This window comes from Leeuwenhoekiella sp. W20_SRS_FM14 (assembly GCF_052119605.1).
Classification (GTDB): domain Bacteria; phylum Bacteroidota; class Bacteroidia; order Flavobacteriales; family Flavobacteriaceae; genus Leeuwenhoekiella.
The window spans coordinates 66421-84832 of sequence record NZ_JBGQOK010000002.1; the positions used below are offsets into that span (position 1 = coordinate 66421).

11 protein-coding genes are annotated in these 18412 nt (G+C 38.4%); 7 read left to right on the forward strand and 4 right to left on the reverse strand.

All coding sequences use genetic code 11. The features are described from left to right. Positions 1 to 70 precede the first annotated feature (70 nt). The 7 genes from ACEN25_RS03975 (at position 71) to ACEN25_RS04005 (ending at position 9397) form a co-directional block, all read left to right on the forward strand. A complete protein-coding gene (locus ACEN25_RS03975; protein WP_441801769.1) occupies positions 71 to 1348 on the forward strand; it encodes a NosD domain-containing protein in 1278 nt (425 codons plus the stop codon). After that, positions 1345 to 2523, forward strand: a complete 1179-nt coding sequence (locus tag ACEN25_RS03980) for a glycosyltransferase (protein ID WP_441801770.1) — start codon at positions 1345 to 1347, stop codon at positions 2521 to 2523. The genes ACEN25_RS03975 and ACEN25_RS03980 overlap by 4 nt, the downstream gene beginning before the upstream one ends. Continuing rightward, the gene (locus tag ACEN25_RS03985) at positions 2520 to 3635 is read left to right on the forward strand and encodes a glycosyltransferase family 4 protein (protein WP_441801771.1); all 1116 of its coding nucleotides are present in this window, start codon (positions 2520 to 2522) and stop codon (positions 3633 to 3635) included. The genes ACEN25_RS03980 and ACEN25_RS03985 overlap by 4 nt, the downstream gene beginning before the upstream one ends. 35 nt (positions 3636 to 3670) lie before the next feature. Continuing rightward, entirely contained in the window at positions 3671 to 4609 is a 939-nt protein-coding gene (locus ACEN25_RS03990) for a UDP-glucuronic acid decarboxylase family protein (RefSeq protein WP_441801772.1), read from the forward strand. Between the two features lie 179 nt (positions 4610 to 4788). Beyond that, positions 4789 to 6135, forward strand: coding sequence for an exopolysaccharide biosynthesis polyprenyl glycosylphosphotransferase (locus ACEN25_RS03995; RefSeq protein ID WP_441801773.1), 1347 nt, complete (start codon positions 4789 to 4791; stop codon positions 6133 to 6135). 57 nt (positions 6136 to 6192) lie between these two features. Continuing rightward, positions 6193 to 6993 (forward strand): polysaccharide biosynthesis/export family protein, encoded by an 801-nt coding sequence (locus ACEN25_RS04000; protein ID WP_441801774.1) that lies wholly within the window; start codon positions 6193 to 6195, stop codon positions 6991 to 6993. 22 nt (positions 6994 to 7015) lie between these two features. Further along, positions 7016 to 9397, forward strand: a complete 2382-nt coding sequence (locus ACEN25_RS04005) for a GumC family protein (protein WP_441801775.1) — start codon at positions 7016 to 7018, stop codon at positions 9395 to 9397. A gap of 80 nt (positions 9398 to 9477) precedes the next feature. On the opposite strand, the gene ACEN25_RS04010 is transcribed toward ACEN25_RS04005, so the two are convergent. The 4 genes from ACEN25_RS04010 to ACEN25_RS04025 all read right to left on the reverse strand — a co-directional run bounded on the left by ACEN25_RS04010 (position 9478) and on the right by ACEN25_RS04025 (position 18301). Next, positions 9478 to 10644 carry an ATP-binding protein gene (locus tag ACEN25_RS04010; protein ID WP_441801776.1) on the reverse strand — a complete coding sequence of 389 codons (1167 nt, stop codon included), beginning with the start codon at positions 10642 to 10644 and terminating at the stop codon, positions 9478 to 9480. An 83-nt stretch (positions 10645 to 10727) separates the two neighbouring features. After that, complete coding sequence (locus tag ACEN25_RS04015; protein WP_441801777.1) at positions 10728 to 13127, reverse strand: glycoside hydrolase family 31 protein; 2400 nt, start codon at positions 13125 to 13127, stop codon at positions 10728 to 10730. An 87-nt stretch (positions 13128 to 13214) separates the two neighbouring features. Further along, on the reverse strand, positions 13215 to 15104 hold the full coding sequence (locus tag ACEN25_RS04020; RefSeq protein ID WP_441801778.1) for a RagB/SusD family nutrient uptake outer membrane protein: 1890 nt from the start codon (positions 15102 to 15104) through the stop codon (positions 13215 to 13217). 11 nt (positions 15105 to 15115) lie between these two features. Then, positions 15116 to 18301, reverse strand: a complete 3186-nt coding sequence (locus ACEN25_RS04025; RefSeq protein ID WP_441801779.1) for a SusC/RagA family TonB-linked outer membrane protein — start codon at positions 18299 to 18301, stop codon at positions 15116 to 15118. Positions 18302 to 18412 lie beyond the last annotated feature (111 nt).

An 18412-nucleotide genomic window follows, 5' to 3' on the forward strand; every position in this document is an offset into this window, starting at 1 on the left:
TGATCCTACAGGAAAGGTGAATTCTACTCCTGCGATTCTAAAATGTTTAGAAGAAGCAAAAAAGGCCAAATTGAGCCGAACAATTGTATTTACTCCCGGAAGCTATTTAATCGAACCCAGCGGAAAAGATGATAAAATAGGAAGCTACGGTATACTGATAGATGGAATGGATAGGCTAGAGCTCAAAGCAGAAAAAGGGGTGAGGTTGTTTAACGCTATATCCAAATCTGAAGAAGGTCTCGTAAGTTTTTTTTACATTAAGAATTCTAGTAATCTGAGATTAACAGGCTTTGTTTTTGAGAACTTATTTGGAAGTGAATATATGAAGTCTCGTAAACTCTACAATGGAGCCGCATATAATCTTAAGGACTCTCGATATATCCGTATGGATAATAATCGATTTGTCAATACCTACTATGGAGTTTGCTCATTTAAATCAAGTGATCTTACTATAGAAAATAATTTATTTATTAATAAAAGTTATACTCATAAAATCAATCGTCCCCAATCTGCTATATTATTATATAGTACTAAAAATAGCCAAGTACTCAATAACCAAATATATGGGGCTCTTGGAGACGGGGATTTAAGCATATTTGGTACCGGCAGTGATAATTCTTTAATTCAGGGTAATTTTTTATACGGGTATGAATACGGAGACCCTCAAAAAAAAGTGGATGTTTTGGCACAAGGGATAACTCTTGATCAGGGGCCTAAAAATAACATCATAAAGGGGAATTATGTTTTTGGATATTTTTACGGGATTGATATTAAAGCCGAAACCTATGATAATAAAATTGTAGGGAACACCGTGGAGCATTCTAAGGTAGGCATAATGGAGCGTAGAGGAGAAGCGCCCCATGTGTATTTTTCCTCGAATAATGAAGTTGCCGATAATTTAATAATAATCAATAATGACAGCCTGTGTAATACTTATAAATTTTGGGGAAAATTTGAGCAAATAGGACTTGCTGCTGAAAATCGCTCTAATTTAAATTGGCACGAAAATAAAATTATAATGGAATTTGGAAAACTAAACGGATTTCGTCTAGGAATGGGTATTTATGATAAGAAAACCAAAGGAAGAACTCAGGCAGATGAATTGTTAATCGCATCGAACAGTATAATTAGTACCAGTGCATTACAAGGGGGGAGTTATCTATTTTATATAGATGGTGACGAAAAAAGTCCTTTTCTGTTATCGAAGAACAGCTTTTTTTCACAGGCCGATCGCTTTAAAGTTGAAGATTATAAGAAACTCTATCAACTTAATGGAAGATTGATATCAATGGATGCCAAAGCGAATCGTTTAAATAATTATTTGATAAACTTTACTACTAAGAAATGAAGACGCCTGTTAGAGTGCTTTTAATTAATGATTTCTTTTACGGAGGGGGTGCTGAGGGTGTTTTTCGTGAAACCTATAGTTTATTGAAACGAAGAGGTACTATTGTTGAATACTTTTGTGGAGAACAAAGTAAAATTCAACCAAAGAGCTTATTCAAATATATTTATAATCAGGATGTCAAAAATCGATTATCTGAAGTTCTTATAAATTTTAAGCCGACCGTTATACATATTCATAATTATTATCATTATTTGTCGTTGGCAGTATTTTCAGCTATAAAGGAATATTGTAAAATTAATAATGCTAAAGTTGTTTTTACAGCTCACGATTACCACCTTATATGCCCCTCTAGTGGAATGATGTATTTCGAAAAAGGAATCGTTAGGAATATTCCTGTTGAAAAATGTAAGCCTTCATTTTGGTTATTTAAGAAGCTTGATCACAGAGGTTTTAAATATAGTCTGGCAAAGAAAATACAATGGTTTTTTGCAACCTTTATTTTCAGGATACAGAATTCTATAGATGTTGTTGTCAGCCCAAGCGATTTCTTAAAAAGTACATTTCAAAAGAATTATCAAAATTATCCAATCATTGTTATCCGTAACCCTATTAATCTTAAAGTACCTAAGGATGTGACTTTACACAAAGATTCGACTCAAAATAGTCTAAGTATATTGTTTATAGGCCGTCTTTCTAGAGAAAAAGGTTTGTACGAATTTTTAGCAGCGTATGGAGAGTCCGATTTTGTAAATGAGACCTCGACTAGAATAGATATACTTGGTAAGGGAGAGGAAGAAATGCGACTGAAAGCATTAGTAGAAGCTTCAGATCTTTCTAATGTTTATTTTCACGGTTTTAAGGATGGTGGGGTATTGGAAGATTATTTGCTTAATGCAAATGTTTTATTACTTCCTTCAGTATGGTATGAAAATGCACCTTTATCAATTATTGAAGGAGCAGCGTATGGCAACATAATATTAGCAAGAAAATTGGGCGGCATGACTGAAATGTCTAACCTCACAAGCTCTAAAATTTTGGTAGATGATTGGAATGTGGAAATAAATAATGTGTTCAAAAAACTAAAGAATCTTCCACCCAATACCATATTCAATGAGGATCAATTTTCATCTGATGTTTATTTGAAAAATATATTAAAGATATATTCAGTTTTATGAGAATAGCCTTAATCCAAGACTGGCTGACTGAAATGGGAGGGGCAGAGCAGGTATTTAAGGCTATTTACCAGCTTTATCCTCAAGCCGATGTCTATACTCTGGTGTATACACCGCAAATACTGGAGAAATTGGATATACCTGAAGAGCAGGTAACCGCCTCTTTCATTCAAAAATTTCCATTTGCCAAAACCCAATACCGAAATTACCTGCCTTTTTTTAGTCTGGCCGTTGAGAGCTTTGATCTTTCGAAATACGATCTGGTGATCAGTTCGTCTTATGCAGTGGCAAAAGGGGTATTGACAAACAGCAAACAGCTGCACATTTGTTACTGCCATTCACCGGTGCGTTATGCCTGGGATTTGCACCATCAGTATTTAAGAGAAGCCGGTTTACAGAAAGGATTGAAAGGTTTTATCGTTAAATACTTTTTACACAAACTGCGTATTTGGGATGTGATAGCTGCAAACCGCGTTGATCATTTTATAGGCAATTCTAAATATATAGGTAAACGTATTGAAAAGGTGTATCGCAGATCTGCTGAGATCATATATCCGCCGGTCGCTGTTCAGGATTTTGATTTTCAGGCAACTAAAGAAGATTTTTATTTTACCTGTTCCCGACTTGTTCCCTATAAAAAAATTGATTTGATTGTTGCCGCTTTTAAAGAACTCCCGGATAAAAGGCTGGTGGTTATTGGTGACGGTCCCGACATGGAGAAAATAAAAAAGCTGGCTGGAGCAAATGTGCGTATTTTAGGCTATCAGCCTTTTTCGGTACTTAAAGATCATATGAAACGGGCTAAAGCATTTATTTTTGCTGCCGAAGAAGATTTTGGGATTGTGCCTGTTGAAGCTCAGGCCTGCGGCACACCGGTAATAGCCTACGGTAAAGGAGGGGCGTTAGAGACGGTGATTGAGGGGCGAACCGGAATCTTTTTTAATGAGCAATCTGTTAAGAGTCTGGTAGAAGCAATTGCCAGTTTTGAAGGGGATATAGATCATTTTAAAGCCATAAACATACGTGATGCAGCTGCGAGATTTGAAACTAAGCGTTTTAAAAGCGAACTTGAAACATTTGTAAATTTAAAGTTTACAGATCATTTGAAAAAGTAATCAATAGGGTTTATAATTTTGAAAAAATTAAATATTTGAAAAAAATATTAATTACCGGCGGAGCGGGATTTATCGGATCACATTTATGTGAACGTCTTTTAAATGAAGGCCATGAGGTAATTTGTCTGGACAATTACTTTACAGGAAGTAAATCAACTATTATTCATCTGCTTGACCATCCTTATTTTGAATTGGTACGTCACGATGTCACTGAACCTTATTATGCAGAAGTAGATGAGATTTATAATTTAGCCTGTCCTGCAAGCCCGGTGCACTACCAGTACAACCCCATTAAAACGATGAAGACTTCGGTAATGGGAGCCATCAATATGCTGGGACTTGCCAAGCGTGTTAAAGCAAAAATTTTACAGGCAAGTACTTCTGAGGTTTATGGTGACCCTATAGTACACCCGCAACCAGAAACTTACTGGGGTAATGTAAATCCTATAGGTCCGCGGTCATGTTATGATGAGGGTAAACGTTGTGCGGAAACCTTATTTATTGACTATCATCGTCAAAATAATGTAGCTATTAAAATTGCACGTATTTTTAATACCTATGGCCCCAATATGGATCCTCAAGATGGGCGTGTGGTGTCTAATTTTATTGTACAGGCATTAAAGGGCGAAGACATTACCATATTTGGCGACGGTACGCAAACCCGGTCGTTTCAATATGTGGCTGATCTTGTAGAAGGACTAATACGATTAATGGCAAGTGACTCTGGTTTTACAGGCCCTGTAAATATTGGTAACGCACAGGAATTTACCATGCTTGAGCTGGCAGAAACAATTTTAAAAATTACAGGATCTAATTCTAAAATTCAATTTATGCCCTTACCTCAAGATGACCCAAAACAAAGGCAGCCTGATGTTTCTTTAGCCTATTCGAACTTAAATAATTGGCAAGCTCAAATAGATCTTGAAACCGGTCTTTACAAAACGATAGCTTATTTTAATAAATTATTAAAATAGTTTAATTGCTTTATATATTTTTATATATCTAATGTTTTTTAGATATTTTGCAATGCAAAAAAGCATCTCTACCTAGAACATAAAATTTTTAAACACATTTAATTTTTTTAATTCATCCAAAGGTTTTGGAAGTATATTTTCTCAGTTTATTCCATTAATAATTTTATAATTAACTTCATTTGCGTTTTTCAAAATATACCATTCCGATATCTATTGTAATTCATTTGGTGCTTATCAATGGAATTCTGGGATTTTTTGTACCCGAAACCTATCTCAATTTTTGGGCGATTGTCTACTTCAATTTTTCCTGGGTATTGAGTACCTATTGGCTTAATTTTTATCCTACCGCGCGAAAAGAACGCTTTTGGGATAACTTTCATCGTTTTGTACAATTGTTATTGGTTTTTGGGTTGGCATTTTTTGCCTGGTTTGGTTTTCGAAGAGCCGGGATCACAGCCTCCGGGAATCCGTCTTTTGCCTTAGGTGTTATTTACGTATGTCTTTTAGTTTATCGTATTTCCTTTTTTTGGGCGCGTAGCAGCTACCGTGAGATGGGCGGGAACCAGGTAAACGTGGTAGTAATAGGACGCGACCGGAATTTAAAAAAAATACGAAGTGTGTTTGATGAAGGCGATTTGGGGTATCGCTATAAAGGCTATTTTGACAATCAACATTCTAAAAGTCCTACCTATTTGGGCAAAATTGAAGAGTGTTTTCAGTATATATTAAACCAGAATATCGATCAAGTTTTTTGCACCGTTTCCCGCCTGTCACAGGCAGAACTGCTTAACCTGATGGCTTTTGCAGATAACAATATGAAAAAGCTGAAAATTATTCCCGATAATAAAGAAATATTTACCCGTGCAATGACGATTGAAATGTACCGGTCTGTGCCGGTTTTAAATATGCGTGAGTTGCCTCTAGACACGCTCTGGGCACACTGGTCTAAACGTGTTTTTGATGTAATTTTTTCACTTTTAGTAATCGTAGGTATATTGTCGTGGTTGAGCCCCATTATTTTTATATTGCAGCGTTTTAATTCTAATGAGCCCCTATTTTTTAAGCAAAAGCGGCACGGAGTAGATCGTAAGGTATTCTGGTGTTATAAATTCCGCTCGATGACCACCACCGCCGATGCCGATAGAACCATGATGACCAAAAATGATAAGCGGGTTACAAAACTAGGTCGTATTTTGCGCCGCACCAGCATCGACGAGTTGCCGCAATTTTATAATGTATTGCTGGGCGATATGAGTGTGGTAGGTCCGCGGCCGCATATGGAATTGCATACCGAGCTCTATCAAAGTTCGGTGGATAAGTATTTGGTTCGTCATTTTGTAAAACCCGGTATTACGGGTCTGGCGCAGGTACGCGGTTATCGCGGAGAAATCGTGCAGCAGGCCGATATTGTAAACCGCACCCGACTCGATATCTTTTATGTAGAAAAATGGTCGCTGCTTCTTGATATTAAAATCATTATTAAGACGGTTTTGAATGCTATACAGGGCGAGGAGAAAGCTTACTAAAATAAATTAAATCTTTCTCCTTAAAAAGATAATACTATTTTTGAGCAAATTTTACCTATGAGACGTATTTCGATTTTTAGTTTTTATACAGTTGCACTGTTGTTATTTTTTAGCTCCTGCGTATCTCGTAAAGATACTACCTACTTTTACGAGTCTAAAGAATTGAGTATACCAGCGACGATATCTATGGAACAGCCTGCAAAATCCTTTTTAACCATACAACCCAATGATGAATTGACCATTACGGTGAGTGCGATTGAGCAGGAAGCCGCATTACCTTTTAACCCACCTATTACAAGTTCCGGGAGCGTATCTGGTGGTTCTGTTAATATAGGTGGTGGAGGCCAACTACAAACCTATTTAGTAGATCAAAACGGAAATATAGAATTTCCGGTATTAGGTACTATCTATGTGCGGGGTTTAACCCGAGTCGCGTTGGCAGATAAATTAAAAACAATGATTACCGCCTATGTGACTAAACCAATTGTTAACGTAAAACTCTCTAACTTTCAGGTTTCGGTATTGGGAGCTGTTCGCAATCCCGGTACTTATACTATTTCTAACGAATATTTGACCATACCCAAAGCTTTAGGTTTAGCCGGAGATATGCAGATTTTTGGACGTCGGGATAATGTACTCGTGATGCGCGAGGAAAATGATAAAGTTACCAAAGCCTACTTAGACCTTACCGATAACAGCATCATTGATTCAGAATATTATTATTTGAAACAAAATGATGTATTGTATGTTGAGCTCAATGACTCGCAACGGCAGGCAGGAAGTTTAAACCCGAATAGCGGCTTATTTATATCAGTTGCTTCCGTATTAATATCTCTAGTAGTTTTATTTGTAAGATAAAAGATTAAACTTGAATACACGTATGAATGATCTGAATGAAGAAATTAATATTAGAGAAGAACTTGATAAGTATTTACGCTACTGGCCGTGGTTTATTTTAGGCGTGCTTACCGCTTTAATTATTGCCTTCATCTATTTAAAATTAAGTGTTCCTGTTTACCAAACTGTAGCCAGTGTCATCATCAAAGATGAAGAAAGCAAAGGGGGTGGGTTAGGTGATGCTGCTGGATTTGCAGATTTGGGACTGTTAGGTGGTATGAGTACAAATAGTATAGAAAATGAAATAGGCCTTCTCAAATCCCGTCGACTAATGATTAGTACCATACAGGCGCTTAAGGCGAATGTAGAGTATTATGATTTAGAGGGGATTAAAGAAGATGAATTGTATTTGAACACGCCGTTTCTCGTTGAGGTAATTACGATTGATGAAGCACTACTTAGTAAATCAGCAGGCTTGCGACTCAATGTGTTTTCTATAGAACCTAATGGAGGTATTAATTTAACCCTCACCTACATAGAAAGTGGCGAAACTAAAAAAGCAAAAATTGGTGAATTGGTTAAGTTACCATTTGGAAGCTTTGTCATTAAAGATAATCGGGTAGATGCTCAAGGTAATGCTATAGCCGAAAAGGACAGGGTTCTAGTAAAAATTAAAAACCTAACAGATGTTGCAGATAAATACCGTGAATCTGTAGAGATTAATTTAATAGATGATAATGCAACGCTTCTGGAGTTTAGTTTGGGCAGTACGGTTAAAGAAAAGGCTCAAAATATATTAGATCAGTTAATCTTTGAATATAATAAAGAGGCCATTGAAGATAAAAATGAAGTGGCGGTAAGTACTGCGCGTTTTATAGATGAACGCTTGAAAATAATAAGCGGGGAACTCGATACCGTAGAGGTAGGGCTTGAAGAATTTAAAGAAGACAACAGCCTTACCAATATCGAAGCTGAAGCCTCACTTATTATTGAAAATGCCAGTGAGTATCGCAAGCGGGAGCAAGAATTGCAAACCCAACTTTCTATATCGCGATCGATGTTGAGCTATCTTAAAAACGACAGCGATAATAGTGGGCTGTTACCTGCTAATGTAGGATTAGAGAATGAATCTGTAAATACCCAAATTGCCAACTATAACCAGCTGGTTTTAGAACGCAACCGTATCTTAGCCGGCGCTACGGAGTTGAACCCGACAGTTACCCGTCTCAATTCACAAATCAATCAACTGAAGGCGAATATTATAAATGGGCTTGAGCAGACCTTATCTAACTTACGAATCGCTGAGAATGATCTCAACAGACAGTCTCGTTTAATAGGTTCTGAAATTTCTAAGGTTCCTGCTAAAGAGCGTCAGTTTAGAGACATCTCCAGACAGCAAAATATTAAAGAAGCCCTGTATATATTTTTGCTTCAGAAACGCGAAGAAAATTCGTTGTCCTTAGCGGCAACTGCTCCTAAAGCAAAAATTGTAGATAGTGCCTATTCGTTAAACATACCCCTATCTCCAAAACCGAAAATTATTTTTGCAGCAGCTTTATTATTGGGTCTTGCGATTCCTTTTCTGGTGATTTATATCAAACGCTTACTCAATAATAAAATTGAGCGTCGGGAAGATATTGAGAAAGTAACCAAATCTATTCCTATTGTTGGAGAATTGCCCAGTATCGCTAAAGGAGAATCTGATCTGGTAGTCGAAAACGACCGTTCGGTATTGGCGGAGTCCTTTAGAATTATGACCACTAACCTGCAATATTTACTCGTTAATGTTGCCAATCAAGATAAGGGGTATTGTATTTACGTGACTTCTACAGTAAAGGGAGAGGGAAAAACCTTTACCTCGATCAACCTGGCAATGACCCTGGCCAATACCGGTAAAAAGGTGGTTATTGTAGGTGCCGACCTTAGAAATCCGCAGTTGCAGCGTTATGATAACTCTTCCAAGAGTTTCTTGGGAGTGAGTGATTATTTGGTTAATAATGATCATCAACTTGATTCTTTAGTTCACGATTCTAAATTTCATAACAACCTGAAGTTGTTCCTTTCGGGAAGTATTCCACCTAACCCGTCTGAACTTTTAAGACAGGCGAAGTTTGGGCATATGCTGAAAGAATTACAGACCAAGTTTGATTATGTGATTGTAGATACCGCACCATCGATGCTGGTAACCGATACCTTTTTGATCAGCAAACACGCCGAATTGATTCTCTATGTTACCCGTGCCGGATATACTGAAAAGCGCTTGTTAGAATTCGCTGTTGATTCCAACAATGAAGGGAAACTGCACGATGTAAGCTTCGTCATTAATGATGTGAAAAATGCCAACTTTGGTTATGGAAATAAGTATGGTTATGCTTATGGACAAAGTAAACCTAGTTTGTGGGAGCGTTTTAAAAAGAGTTTTTAATTCCTTATAAGTTGTATATATAAAGCCCTGTTGAATATTCAACAGGGCTTTTCTATTTTGGTACGTTTTTACTATTAAAATCAAAGTAATGGAATCTCAATTCGTATTTGTGTTCCTTTATGTTTAGCACTTTCAAGGTGCATTGTTCCATTAAGATTTGAAAGAAGTTCTTTTACAAATAAGAGTCCCATCCCATAGCCCAATTCCCCTGAAGTTCCGGCTTTATGAATAGACCGGGTGTTTAGAATCGCATCCATTTGATTTTGATTCATTCCCACACCCGAATCTTTAACTTCAATTTTTAAAAAATCATTCTTCAAGTGTTCTTCTATCGCTAAATACACCTGAACCTGTTCTGTAGATTTGGTAAACTTTAGGGCATTGGATATGAGATTGCCTATGAGTGGCAGCAAATTGCGTCTTGGGAAAGTTAAATCGTGCTTTTGAAAGTCTATCGAAAGCTCAATATTCTTAGATCTAGCCTGTGGGCCGTAGAGATCACTTAATTTTGAAGCTAAGGAAGCTACGGTAAACTGGGCTTCCGTTTTACTTTCGGCAGCTGTAAAATGATCTTTTAAAATGTCATTGGTTAATTGCAGAATACCTGATGAGGCAGCTGAAATTAATTTTACGATATCCTGTAATTCTTCCTTTGTTTGACTTTCAAAATCATTGAGTTCTATAAGTTGGGAGATCCCGCTCAAAGGGCTTCTTACATCGTGTGCCAGGCGTAATTTAAGCAGTTTTTCCTCGTGAGCCTGCTGAATGGCCTTTTGTGTTTCAAACTTTAATTGTATATGCTTTACAATTTGTTTTGCGATTATGTGTAGCTGTTCTATTTGAGCGTCTGACAACTCTTCAATTTTCTTACCGCCTACACACAGCGTACCTATTGCAATGTCATCTCCTAATCGTAACGGAATACCATAATAAAATTTATAGCCTTCATTCTTTACATAATCAGAATTTTTAAAACGCGGATCTAAGTCAACCCGGGATTCAAAATGATGCGCTTCTTCTATTGTAAAATTACAAATAGATTCTTCACGACTTTTTTGTGAGAATTCATCCAGCGTTCCGGCGACGGTCCACTGCGTATAATTATCAATAAAATTTACTTCAGAAAGTTCGGTCCCTGCTATTTTAGCAGCTAATACACTTAGTGCGCCAAATTCACTGCGAAGCGACTCATAATCCAGATCGAGATCTGCTAATTTTTGTACTCTTAAAAAGTCTTTATTAATCAATTGTAGGGTTTAGAGGCCCTAAAAATAAGTCATATTTAAAGCTAAACTTCACATTTTGTTCGCATTAAAAATTGTTTAACATTTTAAAGCTCAATTTTAATGGTTTTTAATTTTTGAACATCAGTAAGGGCGAATTCTAAAATTTCGTTTTCATACGTATAACTTGAAATCTCCTTATTATTTAATTTAATAGCTTTAGGTTTTCCTACAAAATGTATCCGTAAGTTATACGTGCGCTTAGCTAATTCAAAATTTTTGAAATTGGGATTCATGGTAATAGCTAAGGAATTTTCAGTATGCGCTGTAGTAATTTGAGTAAGGGTATACTTCCCTTTTTTATAGTCTAAGCTTTTACCATCATCATCATACAAATGAAATTCAGCATTTTTACCCGCGTAGATAGCTAAGGTAATGACCTCCGGAGTTTTAGAACCAATGGTTTCTACTTGGTCTTGGGTAGGTATTATAGCGCCTTCTTTAATAAATATAGGCATCTCGTCTAAGGGGCATAAGACATTTATAAAACGCTTCCCGGTATATGCTTCTTGTGTCCAGTAATTAATCCAATTTCCTTCGGGCAGATAAACCGTACGGGTTTTAGCTCCTTTTGTAGTAACGGGACAAATCATCATAGCATCTCCTAACAGATATTGATCTGTGATGGCATATACATTGGGATCTTCCTGATAATCGAGTACTAATGCGCGCATGATTGGACTTCCATCTTTATGATTTTTATACATAGTACTGTATAAATAGGGGGTGAGGCTATAGCGTAGGTCGTCGTATTTTTTAAAACTGGCCAGGGCTTCTTCGCCATAATTCCAGGGTTCTTTATAGTTGGGATGCTCCATACCAAACAAATGTGCAATAGGACTCATCAAACCAAACTGCGTCCACCTGATGTACAACTCGGGGTCGGCAACGTGTTCAAAACCACCCATACAATGCGCCCAGTTGCTCACGCCTGATAAACCAATATTTAACCCCGCTTTAATCACAGGTTCAAAATACTGCCATTCGCTAGGCCAGTCACCGGCAAAAATAAAGGGATAACGTTGAATACCGGCGTATCCTTCGCGGGTGTGATTCATACCGCGTTGACCGTTATACGTTTCAAACTTCTCGTAAGGTGCTTTAGCATAAGCGAGCGGAAACAAATTATGCAATCGCTTGATCTCTTCGCCCTGTGGTCCGGTTTTATCACTTTCATTGGCTTTACGCCCAAAGGCGCTTCCTTCGTCGGTTTTAAAAAACATAGCACCCGAATCTGCGAGGCGCTTCGCTCCATTGTCCCACCACCAATCCACCGCTTCTTCTTTAAAGAAGTTTACAAATTCACCGGTATTGTTGGGTTCGGGATAGACAAAACCCGCTTCACGGGCTTGATCGAGTAAATTGAGTGTGTTACCATTATCAAAACGGGGTCTTACGTGAACGCCCACCATACTTAAGTCCAGCGCATACAGGCTGTCAAACATAGCTTCTGGATTTTCAAAGGTTTCCCTCCATTCAAATGTTGTAGCACCGCTGCCTCCATTTTTACCGAAAATACGCCAGGTAGAATCCAGATGTAAAATATCTATTGGAATATTAAGTTCTCTAAATTTTTTTACAAGTGCTACAGGGTATTGATCTGAAGTTAATTCTTCATACCCCCAGGTTCCGCCGCTGTATGTCCCTACGTGCAAGCCTAAGGCAGCTTTAGGAAGTAACGGAGATTTACCAGTAATGTCTGTATAGTGATCTAAGATCGCCGGAAAATCGGGCCCGTAGATAAAGTAATAGTCGAGTTCCCCACCTTTAGCTTCAAATGTGTAGACATCATTAGCGGTATGTCCCATATCCCATCGTGTTTCAAATGAAGTATGAAAAAATATCCCATATCCACGCGTACTCATAAAAAATGGCACCGGACTGTAATTGGCCTCAAGTACATTGTACGCGCCTACAATATGTGGCAAACCCTCACCGCGACCCACCGTAAGATTGGTGATTTTACTTCTTCGGTCTAAAAAATCCATACGTTCGCCAAAGCCAAAGAAATGCTCGTCAGGAAATAATTCTTTTTGAGCGCCTACTACTTGATCTTTTGTATAATCTCCGGAATTGGCATCTTTAGAAAGTATGTTTCCAGATTGATCTTTAATCGTTACCTGAACCGGATTTTTAGTCACTTCTATAAGGAGCTGCGCTGTTTTTAACTGAATTAAATCTGCAGTTTCTTTAAGATCCCATTTGATTTCTGCCCAGTCGTATTGGGTTACCATATAGGGTTCATTAGGTTCAAAATTACCATCCCAGGAGGTTCTAAATCGTATAACATCTGAGTTGCAGATTTCCATACGCAAATGACCTTTAGTTGTTTTAATCTGAATGTGTTTTTTATCCTTGCTCGTTATCGATTGAAAACTGCCTAAAGTGGTCTGGGCAGCTAGCGATGCTGTAATTAAAAGACTAAACAGAAAAATAGATAAGCGCATAGTAGTTGAGTTAAAATTATAAACAGGAATAGTCAAACACGCTTTAATGTGTTTGACTATTCTTTAAATTAACCGGAATAATCACTATTAGAATCCCGGATTTTGCATTGCTTGTTTTTCACTTGGAGACAAGGAAGCTCCATCAATTTTTAAAGCATCAAGATACGACTGCGGTACCGGACGTAAGGTAAATTTCTCACTCACATTTGCCGCTGCATCAGGGTTAAATGCTTTTGCTCTGCTAATTAAACGTTCAGTTCTGGTAAGATCTACCCATCTGTAGAATTCACCCATAAGTTCGCGTGCACGTTCATTAAGTACAAACTCTATAAATAAATCTGCTTTAGAACCTGATCCTGCAGGGTACAACTGCGCATTTGCTTCTGGTGTGCCGGGTGTAAAAAAGGCTTCGGTGGCCTGCATAGCATCAGCAGTACTTGTAGTAACTCCGTAATTAACCTCAGGTTCTGTAAGATAATAAACAAAACCACGATCTTCACCTTCTTTATATGCAGCACGCTCTCGTAACTCATTTATATAACCAAGTGCAGTATTGTAATCACCCATTCTACCATAAGCTTCTGCTGCTATTAAATACGTCTCTCCCAGACGTGCAAGAATACCATCACGAGTTCCTTTTGCATCATTAAAGTTGGTTCTAAACGGGTCTGCATATTTTAGGAGGGAAGGGTAGGTGCTTATGTTATAATCTGTAGTTTGATTGCCATTTTCATCTACTACATATCTTGCAACCACCAGTGGCGCCAACGTTGATTTATAAGCAGGTGTAAAGCGCATATCGTCAGGTTCATTCACCACATAGATTGCTGCAGTATCCCCTACATTAAATTTTAATTCACCTACTAGATCTGGAGTGGGCGCTGTAGCTGCTGTCCATCTGGGTACAGAGTTTGTATTCTGAGCAATATATGAAGTCTGAAAACTCTTATAAAATCTGGAGTCATTTACCCGGTCAAAATTATCAAGGCCATAGTCTGTAGGCTTTAAGCGCTGAAATTCCCGTCCATCTGCAAGATTACGCGTCATACCCGGAAAGAAGCGATAGACTGATAAGAAATACAGGTGCGTTTGATTTCCGTATCTCCCTAAAAGTGCCTGTGTATTGTCAAACTGTGCGGCTAGTAGAATTTCAGATAATTGCTCGTTAGCCCCATTTACAGCGGTATAATTAAAAATATCTTTATAATTAGGTGCTAGTGAACGCTCGCTGATTACCTGATCTGCAAGAGTAGCCGCCATTTGTAAATCATTCGGCTGTGTTATTTCGGCGTTCAATTCGCTGGCTCGCGTAAGATATGCTTTAGCTAAAAAATGACGTGCTGCAGCTTTTGTGAGTCGGCCCTCCTGAGTTTCTTCAGTAGGAAGCATTTCTACCGCTTTTGTCAAATCATCTATTAGTAAATTAAAAACATCTGCCTTAGGCTGTCTGGGGAAATCTGCGCGATCTGTTGTAATAGGTTCTGTAGATATTGGCACATCACCAAACTGTGTTACGAGATTGTAATAATTAAACCCTCTAAAAAAATAGAGTTCTCCCATACGCGTATCTCGTAAAGTGGGAGTTTCGGCAAGCACTTCCGGAATTTTAGAAATACCAATATTCGCCAGGTTTATCTGCGCATACATATTATTCCAGTATGGCGCAAGGTTGTCTCGTTCTGTAGCATCTAATTCACTGCTGTATTGATTCCATTTGATGTGGTTTGTGCCCCCACCATTGGTAAAGGTGTCCGTCCCATAATTGGTTAAAACATACGACCATTCATAATTAAAATGAAAGCGTAAGCCCTCATAAGCACCGTTTACAAGTTCTTCTAATCCTTCTGGCGAGTTGTAGCGCTCCTGCGTAAGTACTGCAACCAGTTCTTCCTGTATAAAATCATCGCTGCAAGAGCTGTAACCCAATGGAAGAGCAGCAAATGCGCAAAGTGTTATTTTTTTATATAAATTTTTCATCTTGCTTTTTTTTAGAATGTAACATTAAGTCCTACAACAAAACTGTTTGTTGTGATAGAGGAGGCGCTGTTATTAGAACCTCCATTTTGAAAACTACTATCAGGATCTAAGAAATCTGCTTTTGAATATAACCACGGGTTTATTGCCTGAGCATAAATTTTTAAGTTTGACAGGCCTATTTTTTCGATATAGTCTTTTTCAAAATTATACCCGAGTGATACATATCTTAGTTTGATGAATGATCCATCCTGATAATTCATAGAACTAAAGAACAGGGGTTGACCGCCATTGTTGTAATTCGGTCTAGGATATGCATTGGTAGGATTATTTGGTGTCCAGTAATCTACTGCGCGATGCACGTATTGACCTTGTAAATCTACCGCTCCACCACGTATGGTTGCACCCCATTCTGAATATAAGAATGCACTTAAATCCCAATTTTTATAGCTGAAGGTATTAATAAGTCCACCTATCCATTCCGGATTGCCATTACCTATTATCTGACGGTCGTTAGTAGGATCTATGATACCATCATTATTTACATCCTGTACTCTAATATCTCCCGGCTCATAATCTGCACCGTTGTCATTGTAACGTGCAAGTTCGGCTGCATCTGAAGTTTGCCAAATACCTATTTTTTTGAAATCGTAAATAGCACCTACTGGCTGGCCTATAAAATAGCCGTTATTAATATCGTCATCTTTACTTCCGTCAACCAGTGATACAATTTCAGTACGGCTTGAGGTAAAAGTTAAGTCAGACGTCCATCTAAAATCAGGACTTTCAATATTTACCGTAGAAAGCGCCAGTTCAACTCCTGTATTCTTTGTTTTTCCGGCGTTAACTGTAATCGTACCGTAACCCGTTACCGAGTTTGGCGTTTTATTTAAAAGAATATCATCGGTATTTGCAACATAATATTCAATAGAACCTGTAATTCTATTGTTTAGAAAACCATAATCTAATCCCAGGTTGACTTGTTGTGTACGTTCCCAACCTAAATCTCTATTGGGCAAGCTTCCCTGATCTGTACCTTTAGGATCCCCTACGACATAACCGGGTGCTGCAATAGAACCAAATATATATGGAAGCCTAACCAGTCCTCCAGAAGTAGAGTAAGGGGCAACAGCCTGATTACCTACTTCACCATAACCCAGTCGTAATTTAAACTGATTGATCCAGTCTATATCTTTCATAAAATCTTCCTGCTCCATTTTCCAACCTAAAGCCAATGATGGAAAGAAATCCCATTTATTACCTTCGCTTAATACCGAAGCAGCATCTGCACGACCGGTTACCGTTAAGAGGTATTTGTCTAGAAGACCGTAATTTAAACGAGCCATATACGAGGTAAGTGTACGCTTAGTATAACTAGACCCCCAACCATCAAGAGCTCCACGGTTTGTTGAGCCCAGGTTGTACCATAACTGACTATCATAAGGTAAATCTGAAGCAGTCATATCATTACTTTCTCCGGTAACACGTGACGAACTTTGTAGCAGGGTAACCCCTACATTGTGTACATCATTAAAGTTTTTATTGTAGTACAGCAGGTTTTCGAGCGTCCAGGATACACTTTCGCTGGTAGAGTAGCGGGCATAATTTGTAGAAGAAGAACTGCCACCACCTCGTAAACTTGATTCCGCACTTTGAAACTGACCATTTCTAAAATTACGAATATCGGGACCAAAGATGGTCTTAAACCTTAAGCCTTCAGCTAATTTTAATTCAGCAAAAAAGCTACCAAACATACGTGCGGTTTTACGCTCGTTGATCACTTCACCAATATCGCGTATTGGGTTTATTATATTTGGGTTACCACCGGGATTAAAAATGTAGTCTCCATTAGCATCATAAGGTTGCGCATAAGGTAACTGTCCTAAAGCCGCTTCATAAAGCGTTCTTGACCCTCTTGATCCTCCGGCTGCATACCCATAATCCTGCACCGAATAACTCGCATTAATTGTTCCTCCTATGGTAAACCAGTCTACCGGAGATAATTCTAAATTCATCAAGGCACTGTAGCGTTTGTATTCCTGACCCGGTACGGTTCCCTGTTGATCTAAATAACCTGTAGAAATATAGGCTTTCATTTTTTCAGAACCCATATTGGCACTCAGGTTGTGTTGCTGTAAAATACCTGTTTGTTCTGCAAAATCGGTCCAGTTTGCAGTAGGTACCTGTGAACCGTCATATACCGGTATTTCACTTACGCCATACAGCGCCTGCTCTTCTGCCGTTGCAGGGCGGGTTTGTACGATGCGTGCATCACGGTCAACCCAGGAGTACCCGTCTAAAATATTATTTAATGCCGTCTCATCACCTCCAAAATACTGCGCATCTAGGATTGGGTCTGCATAGCCCTTACCCTGATAAAGACCGGCACCGCGTAACGCATCTCGTCTGTATTCGGCATAGTCTCCTGCATTCCAATAGTCAGCAAGATTACGTATGTTTTCAACCGTTACATTGGTACTGTAGTTTAATTGAAATCTTCCGTCTTTACCACTTTTGGTAGTTACTAATACCACGCCGTTTGCACCACGTGAACCATAAATAGCAGTTGCTGAAGCATCTTTTAGGATCTCAACAGATTCAATATCATTAGGATTAAATGCTTCTAAGCCACCCGATTGCAACGGTACACCGTCAACCACATACAGAGGACTGCTATTACCGCTTATTGAGCGTTCACCACGTATACGTATAGAACCTATTTCACCCGGTCTCGCATTAGATGAGATATTTACCCCGGCAGCTTTACCCTGAATACCTTGTAAGGTGTTTTGAACTGGGAAGTCATTGAGTTCATCTGCAGACACCTGCGATATAGCACCAGTTATATCTGACTTTTTCTGCGTTCCATATCCCACTACGATGACGGCGTCTAATTCTGAGCTATCTTCTTGTAACGTAATAGGATATGAATTTGCAGCACCTATAAGTTGCGAAATCGATTTCATTCCTACAAAAGAAAAAAGGAGGGTTTGGCCTTCATTAGCTTGTAAGCTGTAATTACCGTCAAAATCGGTTTGGGTACCTGTTGAGGTTCCCTGTACAATGACATTAACTCCCGGGAGCGGCATTCCCTGAGAATCTGTAACGGTACCCGATACTGTTTTTTCTTGTGCCCAGATAGTTATACTAAGCATTAAAAAACTTAAAAACAGTACGATGTGTTTTTGCGTTTTTTTCATATTCATTAATTTTTAGAGAGCTAAACTAGTATTAGTTGTTTGTGCTTTAAAAATAAATAAAGGAAACGGTAGCGCTATCCTGTACTTACTGTGCTGTACTGTCCTGCTTTA